General features: G+C 67.6%; 17 protein-coding genes. 11 read left to right on the forward strand and 6 right to left on the reverse strand.

Annotated elements, in window-relative coordinates:
- Positions 1 to 421: 421 nt before the first annotated feature.
- The 8 genes from FJV41_RS13160 to FJV41_RS53615 all read left to right on the forward strand — a co-directional run bounded on the left by FJV41_RS13160 (position 422) and on the right by FJV41_RS53615 (position 12,062).
- Positions 422 to 1,840, forward strand: a complete 1,419-nt coding sequence (locus tag FJV41_RS13160; protein WP_246137185.1) for a TolC family protein — start codon at positions 422 to 424, stop codon at positions 1,838 to 1,840.
- A gap of 13 nt (positions 1,841 to 1,853) precedes the next feature.
- Positions 1,854 to 3,269 (forward strand): efflux RND transporter periplasmic adaptor subunit, encoded by a 1,416-nt coding sequence (locus FJV41_RS13165; RefSeq protein ID WP_141642813.1) that lies wholly within the window; start codon positions 1,854 to 1,856, stop codon positions 3,267 to 3,269.
- Positions 3,270 to 3,272: 3 nt separating this feature from the next.
- Positions 3,273 to 6,575, forward strand: a complete 3,303-nt coding sequence (locus tag FJV41_RS13170; protein ID WP_141642814.1) for an efflux RND transporter permease subunit — start codon at positions 3,273 to 3,275, stop codon at positions 6,573 to 6,575.
- A 158-nt stretch (positions 6,576 to 6,733) separates the two neighbouring features.
- Entirely contained in the window at positions 6,734 to 8,161 is a 1,428-nt protein-coding gene (locus tag FJV41_RS13175; protein WP_141642815.1) for a sensor histidine kinase, read from the forward strand.
- Positions 8,158 to 9,558, forward strand: coding sequence for a sigma-54-dependent transcriptional regulator (locus FJV41_RS13180; protein ID WP_141642816.1), 1,401 nt, complete (start codon positions 8,158 to 8,160; stop codon positions 9,556 to 9,558). The genes FJV41_RS13175 and FJV41_RS13180 overlap by 4 nt, the downstream gene beginning before the upstream one ends.
- 258 nt (positions 9,559 to 9,816) lie before the next feature.
- Positions 9,817 to 10,743 (forward strand): YncE family protein, encoded by a 927-nt coding sequence (locus FJV41_RS13185; RefSeq protein ID WP_246137180.1) that lies wholly within the window; start codon positions 9,817 to 9,819, stop codon positions 10,741 to 10,743.
- 206 nt (positions 10,744 to 10,949) lie between these two features.
- On the forward strand, positions 10,950 to 11,546 hold the full coding sequence (locus FJV41_RS13190; RefSeq protein ID WP_246137181.1) for a DUF305 domain-containing protein: 597 nt from the start codon (positions 10,950 to 10,952) through the stop codon (positions 11,544 to 11,546).
- Between the two features lie 135 nt (positions 11,547 to 11,681).
- Positions 11,682 to 12,062 carry a hypothetical protein gene (locus FJV41_RS53615; RefSeq protein WP_141642818.1) on the forward strand — a complete coding sequence of 127 codons (381 nt, stop codon included), beginning with the start codon at positions 11,682 to 11,684 and terminating at the stop codon, positions 12,060 to 12,062.
- A 58-nt stretch (positions 12,063 to 12,120) separates the two neighbouring features.
- Here the strand turns inward: FJV41_RS53615 and FJV41_RS13200 are convergent, their stop codons facing one another.
- Positions 12,121 to 13,395 (reverse strand): type II restriction enzyme NmeDI-related protein, encoded by a 1,275-nt coding sequence (locus FJV41_RS13200; RefSeq protein WP_141642819.1) that lies wholly within the window; start codon positions 13,393 to 13,395, stop codon positions 12,121 to 12,123.
- A 287-nt stretch (positions 13,396 to 13,682) separates the two neighbouring features.
- Between FJV41_RS13200 and FJV41_RS13205 the strand changes: the two genes are divergently transcribed.
- The 3 genes from FJV41_RS13205 to FJV41_RS13215 are packed head-to-tail and all read left to right on the forward strand — an operon-like array spanning position 13,683 to position 17,244.
- Complete coding sequence (locus tag FJV41_RS13205; RefSeq protein WP_141642820.1) at positions 13,683 to 16,151, forward strand: heavy metal translocating P-type ATPase; 2,469 nt, start codon at positions 13,683 to 13,685, stop codon at positions 16,149 to 16,151.
- Between the two features lie 42 nt (positions 16,152 to 16,193).
- Positions 16,194 to 16,790: a c-type cytochrome gene (locus FJV41_RS13210; protein WP_246137186.1), complete on the forward strand. Its 597-nt coding sequence runs from the start codon at positions 16,194 to 16,196 to the stop codon at positions 16,788 to 16,790.
- Between the two features lie 28 nt (positions 16,791 to 16,818).
- Positions 16,819 to 17,244: a DUF5666 domain-containing protein gene (locus FJV41_RS13215; protein WP_141642822.1), complete on the forward strand. Its 426-nt coding sequence runs from the start codon at positions 16,819 to 16,821 to the stop codon at positions 17,242 to 17,244.
- A 343-nt stretch (positions 17,245 to 17,587) separates the two neighbouring features.
- On the opposite strand, the gene FJV41_RS13220 is transcribed toward FJV41_RS13215, so the two are convergent.
- The 5 genes from FJV41_RS13220 to FJV41_RS13240 form a co-directional block, all read right to left on the reverse strand.
- Positions 17,588 to 20,734, reverse strand: a complete 3,147-nt coding sequence (locus FJV41_RS13220; RefSeq protein WP_220137852.1) for an efflux RND transporter permease subunit — start codon at positions 20,732 to 20,734, stop codon at positions 17,588 to 17,590.
- Positions 20,735 to 20,747: 13 nt separating this feature from the next.
- Positions 20,748 to 22,358 (reverse strand): efflux RND transporter periplasmic adaptor subunit, encoded by a 1,611-nt coding sequence (locus tag FJV41_RS13225; RefSeq protein ID WP_141642824.1) that lies wholly within the window; start codon positions 22,356 to 22,358, stop codon positions 20,748 to 20,750.
- Complete coding sequence (locus FJV41_RS13230) at positions 22,355 to 23,575, reverse strand: TolC family protein (RefSeq protein WP_181790605.1); 1,221 nt, start codon at positions 23,573 to 23,575, stop codon at positions 22,355 to 22,357. The genes FJV41_RS13225 and FJV41_RS13230 overlap by 4 nt, the downstream gene beginning before the upstream one ends.
- A 78-nt stretch (positions 23,576 to 23,653) precedes the next feature.
- Positions 23,654 to 24,601: a M56 family metallopeptidase gene (locus tag FJV41_RS13235; RefSeq protein WP_181790607.1), complete on the reverse strand. Its 948-nt coding sequence runs from the start codon at positions 24,599 to 24,601 to the stop codon at positions 23,654 to 23,656.
- A 35-nt stretch (positions 24,602 to 24,636) separates the two neighbouring features.
- Positions 24,637 to 25,053, reverse strand: a complete 417-nt coding sequence (locus FJV41_RS13240; protein ID WP_141642827.1) for a BlaI/MecI/CopY family transcriptional regulator — start codon at positions 25,051 to 25,053, stop codon at positions 24,637 to 24,639.
- Positions 25,054 to 25,115: the final 62 nt, after the last annotated feature.

The raw sequence follows: 25,115 nt of genomic DNA on the forward strand, positions 1-25,115 counted from the left end.
GTTCATGAAGGAGTCCATACCCCATTCATGAGTGGGGCCGATGGCGGCCAATGCAATGAGGGCCTGCCCGCCCAGCCCTCCGTCGCCCATTCCCTCTTCGGCCTACCCCTGATGCAGTAGTGCTAGGCATCCAGCCGTTCCGGGACGACGTTGCGCCGGGAGAACATGGTCTCCAGACAGCGTCCCCGCGCCGGTTCAGCACGCAGCTCGCGGTGTGATTCCCGGAGTTACACCGTGACTCCACGGGCTCCGACTTCCTCGGGCCCGCGCGCGAATCTCCCCTGGCGCTCCGTCTCACCCACGAGGGCCTACCCATGGCACAGGCCCTGCAGCCCTCTCTATCGTGCAATCAACTCTCGACATGTCCCAGCCAGCCCTCTCCCCTGTGTGGCGATGCGGCTCGATGAGGCACGTGGCTCTCATGCTGGCGCTGCTCTCTCCGGTGGCGGCGCTGGCCCAGGAGGACGCCCGCGCGCCAGCCATGCAGGCCACCTCCATGCCGGCGCTGTTGACTGACCCAACGCTTGCGCAGCTCCTCACGGAAGCCCTTGAGGCGCGCCCTGAGCTGCGTCAGGCCAAGGCACAGGTCCAGGCGGCACAGGAGCGCGTTCCCCAGGCGGGTGCCCTTCCGGACCCGGTCCTGCAACTGGGCATCCAGAACGACGGCTTTGGCGAGCTGATGATCGGCGAGATGGAGGGCAGCTACTACAGCATCATGGCCTCACAGGCCGTGCCCTTCCCTGGCAAGCGTTCGCTGCGTACCGAGGTCGCACGCCTGGGGGCCAAGGCCGCGTCAACGCAAGTCCTGCGAGCGCGGCTGTCTATCGAGGCTGAGGTGCGCCGTGGCTACCTCGACCTGGTGCTGACGCGCGAGCGGCTCAGGCTGTTGGACCGGCTTGAGGCGCTCTGGAAGCAATCCGCCGAGACAGTCCGCATCCGCTACGAAACCGGTAAGGGCGCCCAATCCGACCTGCTGCGCTCCCAACTCGAACTCAACCGGCTGCGTCAGCGCCGGGTGGCACTGAACGCCGACGAGCGCACCCGGGTGCAGACCCTGAACCGGCTGAGTGGCCGGCCTCTTGATGCGCCCCTGCCCACCACTCTGCGCGTGCGCGACCTGGGGGTGCCGGAGTTCGGTGACGCCGAATCAGCGACGAAGGACGCGCTCGCCCGCAGCCCCGAGCTAGCCCAGGCGCGCGCAACGGTGGAGCAGGCCAGCCAGCAGGTGGCGCTGGCGCGACGTGAGCGCCTGCCCGACTTCACCGTGAGCGCGGGAGTCATGCCCCGTGGCGGCGACTTCCCACCCATGTGGCAGGCCAATGTCGGCGTCACCCTGCCCATCTTCTCCGGGAGGAAGCAAAACCGCGCGGTAGCGGAGAGCCGCGCCAATGCCGAGGCCACCACTCAGGCCACGGAGGCAGTGGAGCAGGTGCTGCGGCTGCGGGTGCTGGAGCGCCTTACCGCCCTGGCCGCGCTGCGCGACACGGTGACCCTCTTCCGCAGTGGCATCTTGATGCAGTCGTCAGCGACCGCCGAGAGCACCCTGACGCAGTACCGCGTCGGACGCGCCTCGTTCGCCTCGGTGCTGGAGGCCAACACCGGCATCATCCGCGACGAGGAGGAGTACCTGCGGACGCTCGTGGATGCGCAGCGCCTCGCCATCGCCCAGGCCGAGGTGAGCCTGGAGCCCGTCGGCTCCATCGCTGCGGGCGGCCTCGGCTCGGGCGGCATGCCCGGAGCGGGCAGCACCCCGTCGGGCCCCGCCCCCGCCGCCTCGTCTGGTGGCACTGCCGGCGCCGCTCCCGCCGCCGCCTCCTCGTCTTCCATGTCCGGAATGTAGTTCTGGAGAACCCATGTCTCTTGAGAACCCTTCGCCGTCCCCCGCGCGCCGCCGCTTCGGAGCCGCCGCGCTCGCCGCCGCGGCGCTGGCCAGCGCCGTCCTGGGCGGAGGCGCCGTGCACCTGCTGTCCTACCAGGATGAGGCGCATGAAGCCCTCGCGCCGGCTCCCTCGGCCAGCTCCACCCCATCCGCCTCCGAGCCAGCCGCCACTCGCTACCAGTGCCCGATGCACCCGAGCATCGTGCAGGACCACCCGGGCAAGTGCCCCATCTGCGGCATGGATCTGGTGGCGCTTTCGCCGGCTGCTCCCGGAGGCGAGGGAGCCGCAATGGTGCAGGGGCTGGCCCCCGTCACCATCGACGCCTCGCGCCAGCAGCTCATTGGCCTGCGCACCGCTCCGGTGACGGAGGGCAAGGTCGGGGGCACCTGGCGGACCAACGGCCGCGTGGCCGTGGACGAAACCCGCGTGCGCCGCGTCAACATGAAGGTCGCCGGCTTCGTCGAGCGCGTGCACGCGGACTTCACCGGCAAGCCCGTGCGCCAGGGTGAGCCGCTCCTCTCCCTCTACAGTCCCGAGTTGCTCGCCGCGCAGGAGGAGTACCTGCTGGCCCTGCGCACCCGCCAGGCCCTGGGCGAAGCCGAGGGAATGGCCACGGACGGCGACACGCTGGTCGCGGCGGCCCGACGCAAGCTGCTGCTGTGGGACGTGCCGCCGGCCGCCCTGGAGCGGCTCGCCCGCGCGGGCGAGGCCACCCGCACCCTCACCCTGGTGTCGCCCATCTCGGGCGTCATCACCAAGAAGGATGTCGTGGAGGGAGCGCGCCTGGAGATGGGTGCCACGCCCTATGAGGTCGTCGACCTGTCGCGCGTGTGGGTCCTCGCGGACGTGTACGAGAGCGAGCTGCGCCACGTGAAGGTGGGCATGCCCGCCAATCTCCAGCTCAAGGCCTTCCCCAACCGGGTATTCGCCGGGAAGGTGGCCTTCCTGGACCCTGTGCTGGAGCCGGCCACGCGCACCGTCAAGGTGCGCCTGGAGTTCCCCAACCCTGACGGCGACCTGCGCCCCGAGATGTTCGGTGAAGTGGTGCTCCGCGGCATGACGCGGGACGCGCTGAAGATTCCGTCCGACGCCGTCGTTCCCACCGGCACCACCCAGGTCGTCTTCCTGGCGCTCGGCGACGGGCGCTTTCAGCCCCGCGAGGTCCGCCTGGGCGAGTCGGATGGAAAGAGCGTGGAGGTGACGTCGGGCCTGAAGGCCGGCGACCAGGTCGTCACCGGCGCCAACTTCCTCGTCGACTCCGAGTCGCGCCTGCGCGCGTCGCTGGCCGTGCTGGCCTCCTCTTCATCCGGCAGCGCCACGGCAGAGCCACCCCCCTCCTCGCCTCCGGCGAATGCTCCCCCGGCCCCCTCCGGCCACGAAGGTCACTGAGCCATGATTCGCGCCATCATCCGCTTCTCGGCGGAGAACAAGTACCTGGTCATCGCAGCCACCGTGGTGGCGCTCATCGGCGCTTGGTGGACCATGCGGAACATGCCGCTGGACGCGCTGCCCGACCTGTCCGACACCCAGGTCATCGTCTACGGCCGGTGGGACCGCAGCCCCGACATCATCGAGGACCAAGTCACCTACCCCATCACCACCGCGCTGCTGGGCGCCCCCAAGGTGAAGGCGGTGCGCGGCTTCAGCGACTTCGGCTTCAGCTACGTGTACGTCATCTTCGAGGACGGCACGGACATGTACTGGGCACGCACGCGGGTGCTTGAGTACCTGTCGAAGATAACGCCGCAGCTTCCGCAGGACGTGAAGGTGGAGCTGGGCCCGGACGCCACCAGCGTGGGCTGGGTGTTCCAGTACGCGCTCGTGGACAAGAGCGGCAAGCACCGGCTGGACGAGCTGCGCTCCTACCAGGACTGGTTCCTCCGGTATCAGATTCAAAGCGTACCCGGCGTCTCCGAGGTGGCCACCGTGGGCGGCCAGGTGCGCCAGTACCAGGTGACGGTCAACCCCAACACCCTTGCCAGTTACGGGCTGTCGCTAGACGCGGTGGTGCGCGCCGTCCGTCAGGGCAACAACGACGTGGGTGGACGGCTCGTGGAGGTGGCCGGGCGCGAGTACATGGTCCGGGGCCGTGGCTATGTGAAGAACGTGGAGGACATCGAGAAGCTCGTCCTCAAGGCCCAGGGCGGCACCACCGTCACCATCAAGGACGTGGCCAGCGTGGCGTTGGGCCCCGAACTGCGCCGTGGCGTGGCCGACCTGGACGGTGAGGGGGATGCGGTGGGCGGCATCGTGGTGATGCGCCAGGGAGAGAACGCCCTCAACGTCATCGAGCGCATCAAGGCGAAGCTCGAGGAGCTCAAGCCTTCGCTGCCCGAGGGCGTGGAGGTCGTCACCACCTATGACCGCTCGGACCTCATCGAGCGCGCCATCGACACGGTGACGCACAAGATGGTGGAGGAGATCATCATCGTCTCCATCATCATCCTCATCTTCCTGTGGCACGCGCCTTCGGCCCTCGTACCCATCGTCACGATTCCCGTGTCGGTAGCGCTGGCGTTCATCCCCATGTACGCGATGGGGCAGAACGCCAACCTCATGTCGCTGGCCGGCATCGCCATCTCCATCGGCGTGCTCGTGGACGGCGCCATCGTCGAGGTGGAGAACGCGTACAACAAAATCCACCACTGGATTAAGGACGGGAAAAAGGGCGACTTTCACCAGGTGCGCCTGGAAGCGCTGATGGAGGTGGGGCCGGGCGTCTTCTTCAGCCTGCTCGTCATCGCCGTGGCCTTCATGCCCATCTTCACGCTGGTGGACCAGGAGGGCCGCCTCTTCCGCCCGCTGGCGTACTCGAAGAACCTGGCCATGGCCATCGCCGCGCTGCTGGCGATTACGCTCGACCCCGCGATGCGGATGCTCTTCGCCCGCGTGGAGCCCTTCCGCTTCCGCCCGAGGCTCCTGGCGTCGGTGGCCACCACGGCCCTGGTGGGCAAGTACTACTCCGAGGAGCGGCACCCCATCAGCCGGCTGATGCACCGGCTCTACGAGGGCCCCTGCCGCTTCGTGGTGCGCCACGCCAAGGCCACCATCGCCGTGAGCGTGCTGCTGGTCGCCACCACCATCCCCGTGTACCTGCACCTGGGCAGCGAGTTCATGCCGCCGCTCAACGAGGGCACCATCCTCTACATGCCTTCGGCGGTGGAGCCCGGCATGTCCGTCGCCGAGGCGCAGCGCGTGCTGCAAGTCCAGGACAAGCTGCTCATGCGCTTCCCCGAGGTCGAGCGCGTCTTCGGTAAGGCTGGCCGCGCCAACACCTCCACCGACCCCGCGCCCTTCACCATGATGGAGACCACGGTGCTGCTGCGCCCGGAGTCCGAGTGGCGCGAGGTGCCACGCTGGTACAGCACTTGGGCTCCCGAGTGGCTGAAGAGCGTCCTGCGTCCCTTCTGGCGTGACCGCATCACCCAGGCGCAGTTGGAGTCGGAGATGAACGCCGCGCTCCAACTACCGGGCATCTCCAACGCGTGGACCATGCCCATCAAGGGCCGGCTGGACATGCTGACCACCGGCATCCGCACCCCCGTGGGCATCAAAATCATGGGCGCGGACCTGGCCACCGTGGAGCGGATTGCTCGCGAGACGGAGGCTGCGGTGGCCCGGGTGGAGGGCACCCGCAGCGCATTCGCCGAGCGCGTGGCGGGCGGCTACTTCCTGGACTTCGTCCTCAAGCGCGACGAACTCGCCCGCTACGGCCTGAGCGTGGACGACGCAAACATGATGGTGATGACCGCGGTGGGCGGTGACAACCAGTCCACCACGGTGGAAGGTCGCGAGCGCTACGGCATCAACGTGCGCTATGCCCGCGACTACCGCGAGGACCTCCAGGCGCTCAAGCGCGTGCTGCTGCCCCTTCCCGGCGGCCAGGGCCAGATTCCCATGGAGGCCATCGCGGACGTGGTGCTCGCTCACGGCCCCTCGATGATTCGTAACGAGAACGGGATGCTCACTGGCTACGTCTACGTGGACTTCGACACCTCGAAGTACGACGTGGGCGGCTTCGTGGAGCGCGCCAAGGAAGCGGTGGCTGCGGGCGTGAAGGTGCCCGCCGGCTACTCCATGACCTGGAGCGGGCAGTACGAGAACATGCTGCGCGTCCGGGAGCGGCTTCAGCTCGTCATCCCGCTCACGCTCGTGCTCATCTTCGGGCTGCTGTACATGAACACGAAGTCAGCCTTCAAGGCGGGCCTGGTGATGCTGGCGGTGCCCTTCTCGGCCATCGGCGCGGTGTGGCTGCTCTGGGCGCTCGACTACAACGTCTCCATCGCGGTGTGGGTGGGCATGATTGCCCTGATGGGACTGGACGCGGAGACCGGCGCCTTCATGCTCCTCTTCCTCGACCTCTCACATGACGAGGCGAAGAAGCGGGGCCTGCTGCGCACTGAGGGCGACCTGGTGGAGGCCATCATTCACGGGGCCGTGAAGCGCGTGCGGCCCAAGGCGATGACGGTCATGGCGGCGATGCTCGGCCTGCTGCCCATCATGTGGTCCACTGGCACGGGCGCGGACGTGATGAAGCGCATCGCAGCGCCCATGGTGGGCGGCCTCGTCACCAGCTTCCTGCTGGAGCTGCTCGTCTACCCGGCTGTCTACTTCCTCTGGAAGCGCCGCGAGGTGGTGCCGGGGCCGGCAACCCCCGAGGCCGAAGTCGCTGGCGCCGCTGCCATCCCCGCCTGACACTGTCGCCGTCACAGTGTGACGCTCTTGGTCACGCTTCACACATCCCTGCCCACAAGACCGGAGCCTGTGTCAGGAACGAATTCAGGCACTTGCTGCGGGCAGGGTGTTGGCCTGCGCATTGCTAAACTGCCACCTTCGTTCGCTGGGGGGACGCTGTGTCCGGAACCGCCCGCAGGCTCCTATACGCCTTCTCGCTCCTCGTCCTGGCCTTCGGCGCGGCGGCCTATGCCGCGCTCGAAGGCATGGCGGAGATCCACGAAGCCCTGCACAGCGTGCGGAGGCAGGAGACCGCTGTGCGCACCACGTTGTCGCTCGCGACCGCGGTGCGAGACCTCTACGCGCACCTGGCCCATACCCTCATCCTCGGCAATGCCAGCCACCTGCCGCTCTACGACGGCGCCCACCGCCGCGCGCTGGCGCTCCTTGAGCAGGTCCAGGCGCAGGCAATTACCCCCGAGGAGCGAGCCCAGGTGGACACGATGCGCCGCACCACGGCGGAACTGGACTTGCTCTTCCGGGAGGCACTCGTCCCGGCCGTTCTGAAAGGGGACCGCACCACAGCGGTCCGCGAGCACTCCCGGGCACTGGAGCTGGTCGGCGTCATCCAGGAGAGCGCGGACACCCTGGCTTCGCACTACGAGCGCGCCATTGGGAATTATGAGGAGCACGCGAGCACAGTCCAGCATGGCAGCTTCCGATGGACCGTCGTAATCCTGGCCGCCGCGGCCCTCCTCGCAGCGGGTGTGGGCCTCTATATCGGCCGTTCGGTAGCCCGTCCTGTCTCCCTATTGGAGGCCGGTGCAGCCCGTATCGCTGCGGGCGACCTCACCACCCGCATCGCGCTGAACCGCCCGGACGAGTTCGGAAGATTGGCACAGCAATTCAACCGGATGACCGCCGCGCTTCGTGAGCACCAGGAGCGTCTGGTGCAGAGCGAGCGGTTGGCGGGCATTGGCCGCTTGGCAGCGGGCGTGGCGCATGAAATCAACAACCCCCTGGGTGTCATCCTGGGCTACGTGCGCCTGCTTCAGCGCAAGGCGGAAGGCGCGCTGGCCGATGACCTGCGCATCATCGAAGAGGAGACGCTGCGCTGCCGTGACATCGTGGAGGGGCTGCTCGACCTGTCGCGACCGCTCCAGATTCCGGGTGAAACGCTGGAGCTGCGAGAGCTGGTGGAGGAGGTCGTCTCCCGGCTGCGAGAGTCCGCCCAACTCTCCGACGTCTCCTTGACGGTGGAAGGCGAAGCCCGGGTGGCCGGGCACCCGCAGCGGCTTCGCCAGGTGGTCACCAACCTGCTCAAGAACGCCGTGGAGGCCGCGGGGCCTTCGGGACAGGTGATGGTGGCCATTCACGCGCGCGAAGGTGAGGTGGCGCTCACGGTCCGCGACACCGGACCAGGCCTTGCTCCCGAAGCGCACGAGCGGCTCTTCGAGCCCTTCTTCACAACCAAGCCTCAAGGCACCGGGCTGGGGCTGGCCGTGTCACAGGCCATCGCCCAGGCCCATGGAGGCCACATCCAGCCACGCAATCTCCCCGGACATGGCGCGGAGTTCACCTTGCATCTCCCCCGGAGTACGCCGTGACGAACAGACCGAGCGTTCTCATCGTCGACGACAAAGAGAACATGCGGCACCTCTTCACCCGGATTCTGGGTGACGCCTACCAGGTGAGGACGGCTGAAGACGGCGGCCGTGCGCTCACCCTCATCCAGACCCAGGAGTTCGACCTCGTCGTGACGGACATCCGCATGCCGGGGGCAGACGGCTTCGAGGTGCTCAAGGCCGTCAAGCAGCACTCGCCGGCCACCGAGGTCATCATGATGACGGCGTATGCCTCCGTCCCCAAGGCAGTGGAGGCCATCAAGGAGGGGGCCTACGACTACCTGCCGAAGCCCTTCGACCCGGACGAGGCATCCCTGGTCGTGGCTCGCGCTCTTGAGCGCAAGCGGCTCAAGGAGCAGGCGGCCACATTGCGGCGCGAATTGGAGGGCATCTACAGCTTCCAGAACATCATTGGCAGGAGCCCACCCATGCGCACGCTCTACGGCCTGCTGGAGCGCGCCGCCGAGTTGGACATCACGGTGCTCATCACCGGAGAGACGGGAACGGGCAAGGAGTTGGTGGCCCGGGCCATCCACCACCACGGCCCGCGGAAAGACCGGCCCTTCGTCGCCGTCAACTGCGGCGCGCTGCCCTCGGAGCTCATCGAGAGCGAGCTGTTCGGTCACGCCCGGGGGGCATTCACCGGCGCGGTGGAGACCAAGCCCGGCCTTTTCGAATCCGCGTCGGGGGGGACCATTTTCCTGGACGAGATTGGCGAGCTGCCCCTGGCAGTCCAAGTGAAGCTCAACCGAACTCTCCAGGATAAAGAGGTCCGACGTGTCGGTGACTCGGTGACACGCCGCATCGACGCACGCGTCATCACCGCCACCCACCGCGACCTCAAGGCCGACGCCGCCGCAGGCCGATTCCGCGAGGACCTGTACTACCGGCTCAACGTCTTCCCAGTACATCTGCCGCCCCTGCGCGAGCGGCGCGAGGACATCCCGTTGCTGGCGATACACTTTGTGCAGAAGGCGGCGAAGACCTACCACCAGTCGGTGGACGGCTTGGAGCCGGACGCGCTACGCGCGCTGACCGGGTACAGCTGGCCCGGCAACGTGCGCCAGTTGGAGAATGCCATCGAACGCGCGGTTGCCATCGCCACGGGCTCCCGCGTGGGCCAGGGCGACCTTCCACCGGAAGTCGCGGGGGCGCCCCAGGGGGCACTGCCCGCGGGCCAGCTGGTAAAGCTGCCCTTCCGTGAGGCGGTGGACTTGGCGCGGGACCACGCGTCCCGGGACTATCTCATCGCCCTGCTGAGGGAGTTCGGGGGCAACGTGACTCGAGCCGCGGAACGGGCGGGCATGGAGCGCGAGAGCCTCCATCGACTCCTCAAGCGCTATGGACTGCGTTCCGATGACTTCAAGGAGCCAGATTGAACGTCCAGCTCACGCACGCCAAGGAACGCTTCGCCTCCAGCAACGCCACAGCAGAAATTAAATGCAACCGAGCTGCACAAACACACAAGCACGTCTATTAGGTCCCCCCTGGTCTGACTCTTCACGCGGACATTCCGAAAGGCTCGACTGATGGAACCCCTCAAGCGGTCGCTGTGGGCACTCCCTTCCCTGACGTTACTGACCATAATCGGCTGTGACGACGACTCGGACACCTTCCCCTCCGCCGAGAAGGACGTCGTGTTCGTTGTGAATGGCGGGAGCCACTCTCTCAGCGTCATCGACGTGGAGCGGTTGGAGGTGGCGAGCACCCTCCAACTGGAAGATGTGAGTTATCCGCACCACGTCAACCTGAGCCCGGATGGAACCTCGCTCGTGGTGGCCGTCCCTGGCATGGACCTGAGTGGAGGGCACGGCGGCGGCCACGCGGGCCACACCATGCCGGGCAAAGTCTTCCTCCTGGACGCGAAGACGGGCGAGACCCGGGCCATACGGCAGTTCGACGCGATGCCCCACAACGGCGCCTTCTCGCCAGATGGCACCGAAGTCTGGACGGCGTTGATGTCGGAGCCGGGCACGGTCCTCGTACTCGACAGCCGGACGCTGGAACCAAGGCAGACGGTCACCGTGGGGGACATGCCCGCGGAGGTGACGTTCTCACAGGATGGCCGATATGCCTTCGTTGCCAACGGTGACTCCAACAGCGTCACTGTCATCAACGTTGTGACCAAAGCGGTGGAGAAGACAGTGCCCGTCGGTGCCAACCCCGTGGGGGCCTGGCCGGGGAACGACGGCCTCATGTACGTGGACAACGAGGACGGGAAGAGCCTGACCGCTATCAACTCCGGGACGCTGGAGGTCGCGCGCACCTACGGATTGGGCTTCACGCCGGCCATGGCCGCCACGGCCCCCAACGGCGACCTCTGGGTGACGGACACTGACAATGGCAAGCTCATCTTCTTCGCGGCGGGAACCACGACGCGCCAGGGGGAACTCGCCACAGGTGCCGGCGCTCATGGCATCACCTTCTCCGCCGACGGTGCCACCGCCTTCGTCACCAACCAGGCAGCGGGGACGCTGAGCGTCGTGGAGGTTGCCACCCGTACCATTCGGAAGACGCTCACTGTGGGCACCAAGCCCAACGGTCTCGTCTTCCGCAAGAACTGATTTCTTCCAACAGCAGCCCTGGCCTGAAGTCGCAGTGCGCGGTGGCTCGCCAAACCGCACAAGTAAGCCTCGCGGGCCAAGCCTGTAACCTCGCCGCGCACAGCTGACAAGGAACTGCTCCGTGCTCAGTTTCTGGTCCTGCGAGCGTTCCTAGTGCCTCGGCTCGGCGAGGCGTACAGGGCGTCGAGCGTGGAGGTTGCGAACATATGAGTTCCCCTATGCTGTGCCGCGCACTGACGGTCGTATTGCTCCTGGTGGTGGCAGGCTGCGGAGACGACGAGTCGAGCTCCCATGGCATGTCCATGGGCGATGACGTCGCCCCCGAACAGCTCGTCGTGGACGGCAACTACTCCGACGAGCGGTTCATCGACATGATGGCCGCGCACCGCCAGATGGCCACCGAGATGGCCATGGTCGAGGAGCAGCGCGGGACGCGCCAGGAGCTTCGGGCACTGGCGACGAAGATGATCCAGGATCAGCGGCAGGAGATTGACGAACTGAAGGCCCTCAAGCAGGCCCATTTCGGCTCCTCGGACGTGCCGACCATGATGAGCGAGTCCGAGATGCAGAACAGCGGCATGCTGATGCCCGACGAGCTTGCGCAGAAGCCGGACGTCGACAAGGCGTTCATCGACTCGATGATGCCTCACCACGCGGGCGCCATTCAGATGGCGACTGTCGCGCTCCAGCGGAGCAGCATCGCGGAGATCCGCGCCATGTCCCGGAGAATCATCGACGCGCAGGCGGAGGAGGTCGGCCAGCTGATTGAGTGGCGTAAGGCGTGGTACGGCAGTCAGCCATAGGAGAGCCGGGCGTGCTCAGGGTTGTAGGCGGCAAGCCACCGCTTACACCGCCATCCCACTTTGGCTCGGCCAAGCCATCCTCCAGCTCCGGCAGCAGCTTTTCTTTGGGGAAGCTCGTGTCAGGGAGGAAATGCCATGAGGAATTTTGGGTACGGCCTGCTCATCACCACAGGAATGCTCTTCGGACCGCTCGCTGGAGCCCAAGGCACCAGTCAGGCGCCGAAGACGGACGCATCCGCGCAGCAGCAATCCGGCTGTCCCTGCGAAATGATGGGCGGCGGAATGATGGGTGGCGGCATGATGGGCCAGGGCATGGGCGGCGCGGGAATGAACTGCTCGATGCGCGGAAGGGCGGACGTGAAGGTGGAGCAGACGCCGACAGGGGCCATTCTGCGGCTCACCGCAAAGAACGCCGGCCAAGTCGAGGAAGTTCAGCGCATGGCGCAGGGGATGCAGCGCTGCATGAGCGGAAGCGGCACCCAGCAGCAGGGCCAACCGGCCTCGCCCGGTCAGTAGCAGCGCTGACGACAGCGTGCTGTCTCGGTCTGGAATGTAGTGTTCCTGAGAGGCACGCTCACGGATGGAGGCGGCGAGCCACCGCCTGCACGGCCTTGAGCCCCTGCCCGAAGCGGCCCATCGCCTCGCGGTGGCGCTCCAGCTCACCGTAGGGAAGATAGCGCACGTCGAGGTCCGCGACTCGGCGGAAGGCAGGGCGCGCGAGCTGCTGCCAGACATCCTCCTCGCGGCGGTCTGGCGCGACGAGGAACAGGCCCCTCGTGGCGGAGCCCGGGGCCCCCAGCGCCAAGTCTAGCAGCCGCACGATGCCGGAGTAGATGGACGTCGTGTGCTCCACCTCGAACGCCGCGGCCACCGCGGCGCGTCCCTTCTCCAGCCAGAGCACGTCGATGAGACGGACCGCTTCGCCCCCTGGTGCCGTCGCCACGACTGACGGCAGCTCCGCGAGGCACCCATCTCCGAGCAGGCCCGTGCCGCAGCGGCGTCCGCGGTCATTGGCGGCCACCCACACGTCGTAACCGAGTGCGGCGCCCAGGTCTCTCAGCCAGCCCTGGACCTCGGTGTGGGTGAGGTCCTCGGCCTCGGCAGCCTCGCGGGCCTTGCGTGCCCCCGCTGCCTCGGTCCGCACCTTGGCCAGGTCCGCCTCCCAGGCAGCTCGCGCCTCGACGTCCTCCTCCCCGGGCGGTGGCGCATACCGGCCACTGCCGATGTCGAAGAGCAGCCCGCCCACGGCGCCCAGGTCATTGGAGAGCAACTCGCGGTGGGTCGCATTGAGCCGGAGGACGCCCTCGCGCATGGCGAGGTACTCCTCCCACTTGCCCAGCTTCACCTTCGCACCGGTGAGCGCGTTGTAGCCGTTCACGATGGCCGTGTTGAACGGCGGCATCAGCGTGGGATGCAGGAAGTAGAGCAGGTTCGCCGCGGCGGGCCCGAGCCCCTTGATTTTCCGCTCATCGAGGGCGCGGATGGCCGCCACGAGCCCCTCACCGTCACCGCAGCAGGCACACGCGGACAGGAAGCGACCGAAGGCGCGCTGGTTCTCGGGGGACTCGTAGATGTCCGGGATGCGCAGCTTGGGCTTCCACAGGAAGGCGTGGTCCGCGCCCTTGAAGATCTGCCGCTGCTCGGACACCGAGCCCACCACGGTCTCCAGGGACGAGCCCTTGTACACGTTGCCGAAGGTGCCCTTCTCGATCTCCTCCACCACCGTGGCCAGGCCGCGGCGGATGGAGCGGAAGTTCTTCAGGCGCTCCTCCCAGAGGAACCAGGAGCGATAGGTTCCGCCCGGGTCTTCGCGCCACCGGGAGATGAGGGAACGGAGCGGTTCGGACATGCCCTCATGTTCCAGCGCGCCCGCGGGGTTCGCAAACCGGGTGTGACCGACCTCATCAGGGTGTAACAGCACCGGCTACGCCGCGAAAGCATACGCCTGAGCAGAATTGCGGACTTACCTCTCAGGCATGGCTGGCCTCCGGGTTGCTTGTTACCGGGATGGGGAGGCCTCCTCATCGAGAGCATCCCTCCGAAGCGGGCGGGCAGCCGTGGGCCGCCTCCAGATTCACCCGGAACTGTAAGAGGGGATGGGGTGCTTCGTGAGCACCGGTGAAAGGAAGCGCGACGATGACGACGCATCACCCCCCAGATGTCCACGCCGGGCACCACCCTCCGCACCTGCCGGAGGACAAAGTGAAGGACCCCGTCTGCGGGATGTTCGTGGACCCCCATGCCGCGAAGGGCGGTAGCCACGTGCACGAGGGGCACACCTACTTCTTCTGCAACCCGAAGTGCCGCGAGAAGTTCAAGGCGGAGCCGCAGAAGTACCTCTCCCCCGAGACCCAGCCGCCACCGGCACCTGCCCCTGCTGGCACCGCGTACATCTGCCCGATGGACCCGGAGGTGCGGCAGGACCATCCCGGCGCCTGCCCGAAGTGTGGAATGGCCTTGGAGCCAGAGCAGCCGGCCGTCCAGACGCGCACCGAGTACGTCTGCCCGATGCACCCGGAGATTGTTCGGCCCGAGCCGGGGACGTGCCCCATTTGCGGCATGGCACTTGAGCCACGGACTGTCACCCTTGAGGAAGCGCCGGACCCGGAGTACCTCGATATGCGGCGGCGTTTCTGGGTGAGCCTTGCCCTCTCGCTCCCCCTGTTCGTGCTGGGTATGTCCGAGATGATTCCCGGGCAGCCCGTGCAGCGCCTCGTTCCAGGGCCGCTCATGACCTGGGTGCAGCTCGCCCTGGCGACGCCCGTTGTGCTGTGGGGCGGCTTCCCCTTCTTTCAGCGGGGTTGGGCGTCGGTACGCAACCGGCACCTCAACATGTTCACGCTGATTGCACTGGGAACGGGCGCGGCCTACGGCTTCAGCGTCTTCGCCACCCTCTTCCCCGGCCTCCTGCCCCATTCCTTCATCGGCCACGGGGGCCACGTGCCCGTGTACTTCGAAGCCGCAGCGGTCATCACCACGCTGGTGCTGCTGGGCCAAGTGCTGGAACTCCGGGCCCGTCATGCCACCTCGGGAGCCTTGAAGGCGCTCCTCGGGCTGGCTCCGAAGACGGCACGACTGCTGCGCGAGGACGGGCGCGAAGAGGACGTGCCGTTGGAGCGGGTCCACGTGGGTGACCGCCTCCGGGTCCGCCCTGGAGAGAAGGTACCCGTGGATGGCATCGTCCTGGAGGGCGAGAGCGCCGTGGACGAGTCCATGGTGACGGGTGAGCCCATTCCCTCCGAGAAGACGCCCAATAGCCGGGTGACGGGCTCGACTGTCAATGGCACGGGCAGCTTCGTGATGCGGGCGGAGCGCGTCGGCCGCGACACCCTCCTCTCACAAATCGTGCAGCGGGTGGCCGAAGCCCAGCGCAGCCGGGCCCCTATCCAGCGCCTTGCGGACACCGTCTCCGGCTGGTTCGTGCCCGCAGTGGTGGGAATCGCCGTCCTGACGGCATTCGTCTGGGGGCTGTGGGGGCCGGAGCCCCGCCTCGCCCACGCGCTGGTCAACGCGGTGGCCGTCCTCATCATCGCGTGCCCGTGCGCCCTGGGCCTGGCCACGCCCATCTCCATTGTGGTGGGCATGGGTCGCGGCGCGCAGGTCGGCGTCCTCATCCGAGACGCGTCGGCACTCGAGGAGTTGGCGAAGGTGGACACTCTCATCGTCGACAAGACGGGCACGCTCACGGAGGGCAGGCCAAGCCTCGCCACGGTGGTGCCGGCCCCCGGCTTCGACGAGGCGCGGCTGCTTCACGTGGCCGGCAGCATCGAGCGCGGGAGCGAGCACCCGCTCGCGTCCGCCATCGTGAAGGGCGCACAGGAGCGCGGTGCCGTCCTCACGGAGGCCACCGGCTTCAAGTCCGTGACGGGCCAAGGAGTGACAGGCCACGTGGGCGGTGCACAGGTGGCGCTGGGGAATGCCAGGCTCCTCGCGGGGCTCGGCATCGACGCCGAGCGACTCGTGCAGAAGGCGGAGTCCATGCGGCGGGAGGGCCAGACGGTGATGTTCGTCGCCGTGGATGGCAAGCCTGCGGGGCTATTGGGCGTGACCGACCCGGTGAAGGCCACCACGGCCGAGGCCGTACAGCAGCTGCGGGCCGACGGGCTGCGCCTCGTGATGCTTACCGGCGACAGCCGGACGACGGCGGAAGCGGTGGCCCACCGCCTGGGCATTGACGAAGTTCATGCCGAGGTGCGCCCCGAGGAAAAGAACGCGTTGGTGAAGCGCCTGCAGGCCGAGGGGCAGGTGGTGGCCATGGCCGGAGACGGCGTAAATGACGCGCCCGCGCTCGCCCAGGCCAACGTGGGCATCGCGATGGGCACGGGCACCGATATCGCGATGGAGAGCGCTGCTGTCACGCTGGTGAAGGGTGACCTCCGCGGCATCGTCCGCGCCCGGCACCTCAGCCGCGGTACCGTGCACAACATCCGCCAGAACCTCTTCTTCGCGTTCATCTACAACGTGCTCGGCGTCCCCATCGCCGCTGGGGTCCTCTACCCGTTCTTCGGTCTGCTGCTGAGCCCCATGATTGCCAGCGCGGCGATGAGCATCTCGTCCGTCTCCGTCATCACCAATGCCCTGCGGCTCAGGCGGCTCGACCTCTGACCACCGCCCCCGCCAGCTTCAGGAGGAGAAGCTACCGTGAGCATGCGCCGCAACGTGGTGGGAGGACTGGCCGTGATAGGCGCTCTGGCGCTCGCCCTGGGCGTGGGTGGCGGGGTGTATGGGCTGGCCATGGCGCGACGCGGCTTCTCGGCCCGAGACGAACCCTCGGCGCTCGAAACAAAGGTGGCACGTGCGGCACGGAGCCTCAGCATGCCTGCCGGCGCACGGGAGGTGAACAATCCACTCGTTCCCGTCCCGTCGCAGGCGCTCGCCGACGCACGTGCTCATTGGGGTGACCACTGCGCCATCTGCCACGCGGCGGACGGCAGCGGACAGACCCCCATCGGGCAGGGGCTCTATCCACGCGCCCCCGACATGCGCGCGGCCCCGACCCAAGACCTGAGCGATGGCGAGTTGTACTGGATCATCCAAAACGGCATCCGCCTGACGGGTATGCCCGCCTGGGGGCAAGCCCACGACGAAGTGGGCAACAACGACAGCTGGGCTCTCGTCGGGCTCATCCGCACGTTGCCGCGCCTCAGCCCGGAAGAGTTCGACGAAATAAAGGCCGCCATGCCCCAGTCCCAGCACGAGTTCAACGAGAAGCGCATGGAGGACGAGTTCCTCGACGCGCAGTAGCGCCCAACCACGCAAGGAGAACAATGCCATGAGAACTAAACTCCATCGTCCTCCCCTCACCGTCCTCACCGTACTGAGCCTCGCCCTGCTGATGCCGGCCATAGCACTCGCCCACGGCAAGGACGGGGCGCACGTCATGGGAACAGTGAAGGAGGTGAAGCAGAACACTCTCGTAGTGGAAACGAGCGACGGGAAGCAGCAGGAGGTGATGACGGACCCCAACACTCGTTACGAGAAGAGCGGCGTGGCAGTCACCGCTGCCGACCTCAAGGCAGGTGAGCGCGTCGTCGTCCACGGCATGAAGATGAACAACGGACAGGTGCATGCGCAGTTGGTGAAGTTCGGCAAGCCGCACGCCAATGGCCCTGAAAAGCAGAAGGGCGATACCAAGGGAGCCGAGCCAGCCCCCACTCCGCCGGCGCAAGGTGAAAGCCACGAGCACTCAGGACACTGAGGCCTGCGTCTATCTGGCGCTCGCGACTTCGAAACCTGGGCCGAACCTCGCAACAGACCATGAGGGGGCCGACCGCCCCTCCCCCCATTCAATCGCTGCGTCAAGAGCGCGGCATAGCCACCTTCGGCACCGCGTCAATGCGAGTGAGCGAGGCGCGCAAGGGGCCAGCGAGTTCCTCTGCAAGCGCGGTGGCGCCGGAATCACCAAGCGCACTGCAAACAGCCTTGAGGGTGGGGCACCGGCCCTCACCCCGCCCGAGCGAATTCGAAGCAGCGTTGAAGTCCGCGTCCTCGCCCATGGGACCAGGCCACAGCCCCAAGCCTGCCAACCGAACCGCACCCGCTCACCCCCCCACGGGCTCTGAGGCGGCAGGGAGCGCGGGCGGCCGGCCGAAGCGCCGGAAGAGGACTGGCACCACCAGCATGTTGAGGAAGGTGGAGGACAGCAGTCCCCCGAGGATGACCACGCCCATGGGCGCCTGAATCTCATTGCCCGGCTCGTTACCCGCGATGACGAGCGGCACCAGGGCCAGCCCCGCGCACAGTGCCGTCATCACCACGGGCGCCAGCCGCTCCAGCGAGCCCTGCACCACGGCCTCGGCGAGCGTCTTCCCTTCCTCCTTCATCAGGTGCTCGTAGTGACTCACCATGAGGATGCCGTTGCGCGTGGCGATGCCAAATAAGGTGATGAATCCCACCAGCGACGCCACGCTCACCACGCCGGAGGTAAGCGCCACCGCCACCACACCACCGATGAGCGCCAGCGGCAGGTTGATGAGCGTGAGCAGCGAGTTGCGCACTGAGCCGAAGGCCACCACCAGCAGCAGGAATATGCCAACCACCACCCCTACGCTCAGCCAGCCAATGGTTCGCGAGGCCTCCTCGGCGCTCTCGAACTGGCCGCCGTAGTCCACGTAGTAGCCCGTCGGCATGGGCACTTCGCGGGTGAGGCGGGACCGCAATTCGTCCACCACCGAGGTCAAGTCTCTGCCCGCCACGTTGGCCTGCACCACCATCTTCCGCTGCACGGCTTCACGGCTGATGGTGTTGGGACCTGACTCGCGCGTGAGGCTCGCCAGCATCTTCAACGGGATGCGTTGGCCGCTGGGTGTGTCAATGAGCGTGGAGGATATAGCATCCAGGTCCGCACGCGAGGCGTCATCCAAACGCACGGCGATTTCCACCACCCGCTGTCCCTCCAGCACGGTGCCCACCGTCTCCCCGGCAAAGGCCCGCTCCACCGACTCGGCCACCTCTCCCGCGGTGAGCCCGTAGCGAGCGACCGCATCCCGGTCCATGCGAATCTCCAGCTCGGGGATGTCCACCTGCTGCTCAATCGCCACGTCCACCGCGCCAGGGGTGCCCTCGGCCACCTTCTTCACCTGCTCCGCCAGCGTGCGCAATCGGTCCAAGTCATCGCCATAGATTTTCAATGCGATGTTGGCCCGCGTGCCCGACAGCATGTGGTCGATGCGGTGGCTGAGTGGCTGGCCGATGGTGACGATGACACCGGGCACCTGGGCCAGAGCCTTGCGCATCGCCTCCAGCACCGCTTCCTTGCTCCGCTCTCCCTTCGAGAGGTCCAGCCCTGCGTCCAGTTCAGCGGCGTTGACGTCCTGCGCGTGCTCATCCAGCTCAGCGCGGCCGGTGCGCCGGGAGGTAGACGCCACCTCGGGAAAGGACAGCAGCACTTCCTCCACCCGTCGGCCCAGCTTGTCCGACTCCTCCAGCGACGTACCCGGCAGCGTGACGACATTCAGCGTGAGGGTGCCCTCGTTGAACTCGGGGAGGAAGGAGCGTCCGAGGAACGGGACAACGGCCAGCGTGGCAAGCAGCGCCAGCGCGGCCCCGGCGAGGATGGCGCGAGGCCGTGAGAGTGCCCACAGCAGCACCGGCCTATAGCGCTCCTTCAGCCAGCGCAGAACCGGCCCCTCATCCGCGCCCAGTGCCTTGGCCTTGGGCAGCAGGTACGCACACAGCGCGGGCGTCAGCGTTACCGCCACCACCAGCGAGGCGGCGATGGCCACGATGTACGCCAGGCCCAGCGGCGCCAGCATCCGCCCCTCGAGTCCCGACAGGAAGAAGAGAGGCAGGAAGACGAGGATGATGATGAGGGTGGCGAAGACGATGGCCTGGCGCACTTCCACCGAGGCCCGATAGATGACCTCCAAGGCGGGGCGGTGCTGACCTTCGGGCAGGTGAGCATTCTCCCGCAGGCGCCGGAAGACGTTTTCCACGTCGATGATGGCGTCGTCCACCAGAGCGCCGATGGCGATAGTGAGGCCGCCAATCGTCATGGTGTTGAGCGTCACACCCATGGCCTTGAGCGCCAGCACCGCGGCAACCAGCGACAGGGGGATGGCGGTGAGGGAGATGAACGTCGCCCGCGCGTTCATCAGGAAGACGAGCAGGATGAGCGCGACGAGAATGGCCCCGTCTCGCAGCGCCACGGACACATTGCGCACCGCAACGGAGATGAAGTCCGACTGGCGGAAGATGTTGCGGCCCACCACCATGCCCTGCGGCAACGTGGCCTGCACCTCGTCCAACGCCGCGTCCAGCCGCTTCGTCAGCTCCAGCGTATTGGCATCCGGCTGCTTCATCACCGCGAGGATGACGGCAGGCTCTGCGTTGGCACTGCCCTCCCCGCGCTTGAGGCGAGGCCCTACTTGAACGTTGGCAACCTGCCCCACGGTGATAGGCACGCCCCCACGGACGGTGACAACCGTGCCCGCCAGGTCCTCGACGCCCTTGGCGCGCCCCACGGCTCGCAGCAGGTATTCCTGCCCGCCTTGCACGTAGAAGCCGCCGGAGGCGTTGTGGTTCGTCGTGCGCAGGGCGGTGGCCACCTGCTCGAAGGAGACATTGAGCGATTGCAATGCCTCCGGGCGCAGCAGGACCTGGTACTGCTTCACCACCCCACCAATCGGCACCACCTGGGAGACGCCCGGTACGGACAGCAGGCGCTTGCGCAGCACCCAATCCGCCGCTCCTCGCGCTTCCATCATCTGCGCCTCGCGGCCCGCCGCGTCCGCCGCCAGCGCGTCCTTCTGCCAGGAGACGGAGAGGAAGAGGATTTCCCCCATGACGGAGGAGATGGGCGCCATGGAGGGCGGGGGCACGTCCGGCGGGAGCTGTGCGGCGACGAGTTGGAGCTTCTCGTTCACCACCTGCCGGGCCGTGTAGATGTCCGTCCCCCACTCGAACTCCACCCAGACGATGGAGATGCCCACGCCCGAGGCCGAGCGCACCCGGCGCACACCCGTGGCGCCGTTGACGGCCGTCTCGATGGGGAACGTGACGAGCGTCTCCACCTCCTCGGGCGCCAAGCCATGGGCCTCGGTGAGGACAGTCACGGTAGGAGCAGTGAGGTCTGGGAAAACGTCCACTGGCATGCTCCGGGCCACCTGAAAGCCCAGCACCAGCAGCAGTACGGAAGCGGAAACCACCAGCAATCGGTTGTCGATGGCCCAGCGAATGAGGCGATTCATCGTCGTCGTGCCTTTAGTGCTGGTGGCCATGCTCCGGGATGGCCCCGGTGGCGGTAGACAGCTTGAGCTCGTAGGCGCCACGCGAGACGACGCGCTCGCCCTCTTTGACTCCGTCCAGCGCCTGCACCCAACCGCCGGAGCGCACTCCAGGGCGGATGACGCGCTTGAAGAAGGACTCACCACCCTCCATGACGAAGACAGTGGGACGCCCGTTGTCGTCCACCACCGCTGCCTCCGGCACGGCCAGCGCGCGCACCGTCTCGCCCGTGAAGAGCGTCACCTTGGCGAACATGCCCGGCTTGAGGGCGCCATCCGGGTTGGGCAGCTCGAAGAGCACGGGCACTGTGCGCGTGGCCGAGTCCACGACGCTACCCACTGCCACGCGGCGGCCCGACTTCTCATCCACGGTGAACTCGCGCGTGAAGCCCGCCACCGTGAAGGCCGCGCCGGGCGAGCGCTCCACCTTCGGCGCGTCCGCCTCGTACACCTTCGCCTCCAGCCACAGTCGCGAGGGGTTGATGACGGACACGAGCCGCGTCCCCGCGACCACCACCGCGCCCGGCATCACCTCCGCGAAGGACACCACTCCGTCCAACGGAGAGCGCAACTCGAAGGCAGCTCCGCCCACCCCACCGCCCGACCCGCTCTGCGTGCTGCGGTACAGGGTGAGCTGGCGCTCTGTCGCGGACACCCGCGCAATCGCCATCTCCCGAGCCACCCGGGCCGCATCGAGCTGCTTCTCGGGGATTGCCTTCGCCGAGAACATCTCCTCGGCCCGAGCCACCTCGCGCTCCGCCAACCCCTGCTCGGCCCGGGCCCGCGCGGCCTCCATCTCCACGGTAGCCAGGTCCATCGCTCCTGCCACCGTGGTGGGGACCACCCGCACCAGCACCTCGCCCTTCTTCACCACCTGCCCCAGGTGCGGCACCGGCCCGCCCACGGGGATGCGCCCGGCTACGGGCGCGGACAGCTCCGCGGCCTGGCCCGCCACCGGCTTCAACTCGCCGTTTGCGCGCACGCCTCCCTGGAGGACGCGCACCTCAGCGGGCGCCGTGGCGTATTGCGTCTTCCACTGCTGCTCTTTGAGGAATGGAACCGAAGACTCACCAACCGCTTCGGGAGGAGCGGCAGACACGGCTGCAGCCACGGTGGGGTACACCGTCACCTTGCCTGCCTCCACCGTCCCGGCGACTTGCTCTCCCTCCAGCCGTAGGGTGAGCGTGGCTTGGCCTGATTTCGTGGGACGCACCTCTGGCTTGAAGATGCCGTCACGCAACAGCTTCTCGGCAACGAAGCGCTCCTCGGTGCCATCGGCGTAGCGGAGGGCGGCCGTCACCTTCCCCTTCGTCACCACCTTGAAGCCGTCAGGGGCGCGTGCGTCTGTGAAGTGAGCCACCAGCGGGGAAGGCTGCCCCACCACCAGCGCCGGGTACTCCATAAACAGCTCCAGGCCGTCCTGATAGGCAGTCACGGAGAGGTCCGGGCGCTCCGCCTCCGCGGCACCATGCGCGCCACCCTCGTCGTGGCCATGGGCGGCCTCCCCCTCGTGGTCATGACCGTGCTCCTTGCAGGACACCGCGAGGACAGACGCGAGGACCAGGGAGAGAAGATGCAGGCGACTCATGGCTGGACACTCCGAAGTTCGGCGCCGTCCCAGGCACCCGAGAGAAGGAAGAGGTCTGCTTCGCCCTCAGCGACGCCGAGGGACAGGTCCACTGCCGTCAGCTGCGCCTCGCGGGCAGTCCGCTCGGCATCCACCAGGACAAGGAGGTCCGCGCTTCCACCCCGGTAGGCCACCTGGGCGATGCGGCGCAGTTCCTCCGCGCGGGTGAGCACGCCCTGGCGCTGCCTCACGCGCCGCTCCCGCCGGCCCGCCACCTCCTCCAACACCGTGGTGAGGCGGGAATGCGCGGTGTGCAGCAGCGCGGCGCGGCGGGCCTCGGAGAGCCGCTGTCGTGCTTCTGCTTGGGCCTCCTGCCCCTGTCTCCGCTCGAAGAAGGGCAGCGGGATGGCGAGCCCCACCACGTACCCTCCTCCTGCCCCGGGCAGGCCCACGTCGAGGAGTTGAATGCCAGCGTTCACCGTAGGATCCGGAATCCACCCACGCGATGCCGCCTGGCGGGCCAACTTCGCGCCTTGCGCCTCCAGCTCCAGCGCACGCGCATCTGCACGGCGGGCCTCCAATTCAGCCTGCAGTTGGCCCGCAGCAGGAAGCGAGCGTTCCTGAGCCAGGGGTCCCTCGAGCGGAGGCAGCACACTCACCCCGGGCCCCAACAAGCGCAGCACCTCGGCCCGCGCCCGACGCTCTTCGAGAACAGCGCCACTCAACCCGTCCTCCACGGCGGCAGTCTCCGTGTCGATGCGCAGTCGGTCATAGCCCGCGGCGTCGCCCGCGCGCTCTCTCGTGGCGATGGCTTCCGCCAGGCGCCGCAACGCGGACAAGGACTCCTCGAAGATGGCCCGTCGCTCCTGTGCGGCCAGGGCCGTGGCGAAGGCACGGGCTGCCTCGTGGCGCAGCTCTCCCCGAGCCCGCGCAAGGTTTGCCCCCGCGGCTTGGGCACTGCGCCCAGCGGCCTCGGCCTCCAGTGCCAGACGGCCGGAGAGCACCAGGGGAATGGAAACACCCACGATGTCCTGGCTCGCCCCGTCCGCCACGCCAGAGGTGGCCTTCTCACGCTGCCACTCCAGTGTCGGATTGGGCCAACGTCCGGCCCCTACAGCCGCAGCCCGTCCTACCGCTGCCTCCGCTTCGGCGACACGCGCCTCCAGGCTGGCGGCGATCACCTGCTCCACGTACCGCGACTCAGTGAGTGGCGACTGGGCCGCTGCACCACCAGCCATCAGCACCAACAAGATACTACTTGCGATAGTAGGCGAGGACGAAGAACAGCGACGCGCGCGCATGAGCATGGCCATCGTTCAGGAGAGGATGTGAAGGGCGGTCTCCACCGCATGGTGGAGGAAGGCCGCATGGAGCAACGCGAGGGTCAGCACCCCAGCCGCAGCGCCCATCGCGAACAGGAGCGCGCGCGAGGGGAGCGCGGGCGGTGCTTCCTCATCCAAGAGGCGTCTCACCCGCTGCTCGAGCGCCAGTTTGCCGAAAGCAGGCACGCCAGCCACATCGCGCGCCCTCCGCTGAAGAGCCGCCATCTTCACCAGCGCCCCCGCCACCACCGTACCGTCCCCGACAACGCGCACCGCTTCCGCGTCGCAGGCCTCCTCGGCCGCCGTCTGGTAGACAGAGAAGAAGACGCGCGCCAAGGGCGGGGGCACGAAGAGGCCTGAGACAGCGAGCAGCAATGCCGCCAGCGGGTCTCTACGTCGCAGGTGGGCCTCTTCATGGGCCAGCGCTCCGCGCAGTTCCTGCGGGGCCAGGGCACCTTCCAAGCTGGCGGACAGGAAGATGCGCCGGTGGAGCACCCCAGCGGCATGGCAAAGCCGCGGTGCGCCCGGAACGGCCACCACGGGGAACACACCCGGGCGAGCGGAGCCCAACGCTTCCAACGCGGCCAGCCGGGCCCGCGTATGCCGCACGCGCCACAGAAGCCCACCCGCTCGGAAGACGAACGTGGCGAGCGCCACCGCCCCCACCACCGCGAGCACCGGCCTCAACCCCGACGAGTGCAGGATGCACAGATGGAGATGGTGTCCATGACTGCCACAATGGTCATGGCTCCAGCCCAGCATTGCGGACAGGGACGGCGCGGCAGCGGCGGACACCACCGCCAGCGCCACCACGGCGGGCAGGGTGCCCACGACAAAGGCCGCATCAGCACGGAGCGCCGGGCGCACCTGTGACGCAGGCCACGGCAATAGGGTGGCGACTCCTACCAGGAGCGAGGTCAGCACGCCGGTGGTCGCGGCCACGGCTGCACACTCCAGGAGGAACGCCAGCGCCGCCATCACTTGCGCCCTCTGCGCCGCTCGGCAATGAGCAGAGAGAGCCTGTCGAGCAGCGATTCGTCCACCTCGGCGGCGGCGTCCACGAACGCGGCCAGTGCCGCCTCGCCATGCGACTGGAGAATGTCGGCCGCGAGCCCGTCCGCCAGCGCCTTCTCAAACTCAGGCTGGGAGAGGGCCGAATTGTAGCGCCAGGCCAGGCCGTCCTTCTCGCGCACCAGCAGGCCCTTGCGGTGCAGTCGGTCCATCGTCGTCATGATGGTCGTGTATGCCCGCTCCTCGCGGCCAGTCATCCGGTCGCAAACCTCTCGGGCTGTAACGGGCGCCTGCGTCCAGACGACCTTCATCACGGCCGCTTCCAACGTGCCCAGCGGCTCCCAGGTGCGCTTCTTCACGAAGACGGTTCTATCCTCAGCCATCTACTATCGTCAATAGTACATACCAACAGTCCAGGCGCAGGCATGATTCGAGAGGAGGAAGC

The organism is Myxococcus llanfairpwllgwyngyllgogerychwyrndrobwllllantysiliogogogochensis (assembly GCF_006636215.1).
Lineage (GTDB): Bacteria > Myxococcota > Myxococcia > Myxococcales > Myxococcaceae > Myxococcus > Myxococcus llanfairpwllgwyngyllgogerychwyrndrobwllllantysiliogogogochensis.

What these genes read in the sequence shown, in the direction of transcription:
- FJV41_RS13220 (WP_220137852.1), bottom strand. Translation starts at nt 20,734, where the DNA reads ATGAATCGCCTCATTCGCTGGGCCATCGACAACCGATTGCTGGTGGTT.
- FJV41_RS13215 (WP_141642822.1), top strand. Translation starts at nt 16,819, where the DNA reads ATGAGAACTAAACTCCATCGTCCTCCCCTCACCGTCCTCACCGTACTG.
- FJV41_RS13170 (WP_141642814.1), top strand. Translation starts at nt 3,273, where the DNA reads ATGATTCGCGCCATCATCCGCTTCTCGGCGGAGAACAAGTACCTGGTC.
- FJV41_RS13230 (WP_181790605.1), bottom strand. Translation starts at nt 23,575, where the DNA reads ATGGCTGGTGGTGCAGCGGCCCAGTCGCCACTCACTGAGTCGCGGTAC.
- FJV41_RS13165 (WP_141642813.1), top strand. Translation starts at nt 1,854, where the DNA reads ATGTCTCTTGAGAACCCTTCGCCGTCCCCCGCGCGCCGCCGCTTCGGA.
- FJV41_RS13200 (WP_141642819.1), bottom strand. Translation starts at nt 13,395, where the DNA reads ATGTCCGAACCGCTCCGTTCCCTCATCTCCCGGTGGCGCGAAGACCCG.
- FJV41_RS13240 (WP_141642827.1), bottom strand. Translation starts at nt 25,053, where the DNA reads ATGGCTGAGGATAGAACCGTCTTCGTGAAGAAGCGCACCTGGGAGCCG.
- FJV41_RS13160 (WP_246137185.1), top strand. Translation starts at nt 422, where the DNA reads ATGCTGGCGCTGCTCTCTCCGGTGGCGGCGCTGGCCCAGGAGGACGCC.
- FJV41_RS13225 (WP_141642824.1), bottom strand. Translation starts at nt 22,358, where the DNA reads ATGAGTCGCCTGCATCTTCTCTCCCTGGTCCTCGCGTCTGTCCTCGCG.
- FJV41_RS53615 (WP_141642818.1), top strand. Translation starts at nt 11,682, where the DNA reads ATGAGGAATTTTGGGTACGGCCTGCTCATCACCACAGGAATGCTCTTC.
- FJV41_RS13205 (WP_141642820.1), top strand. Translation starts at nt 13,683, where the DNA reads ATGACGACGCATCACCCCCCAGATGTCCACGCCGGGCACCACCCTCCG.
- FJV41_RS13210 (WP_246137186.1), top strand. Translation starts at nt 16,194, where the DNA reads ATGCGCCGCAACGTGGTGGGAGGACTGGCCGTGATAGGCGCTCTGGCG.
- FJV41_RS13190 (WP_246137181.1), top strand. Translation starts at nt 10,950, where the DNA reads ATGAGTTCCCCTATGCTGTGCCGCGCACTGACGGTCGTATTGCTCCTG.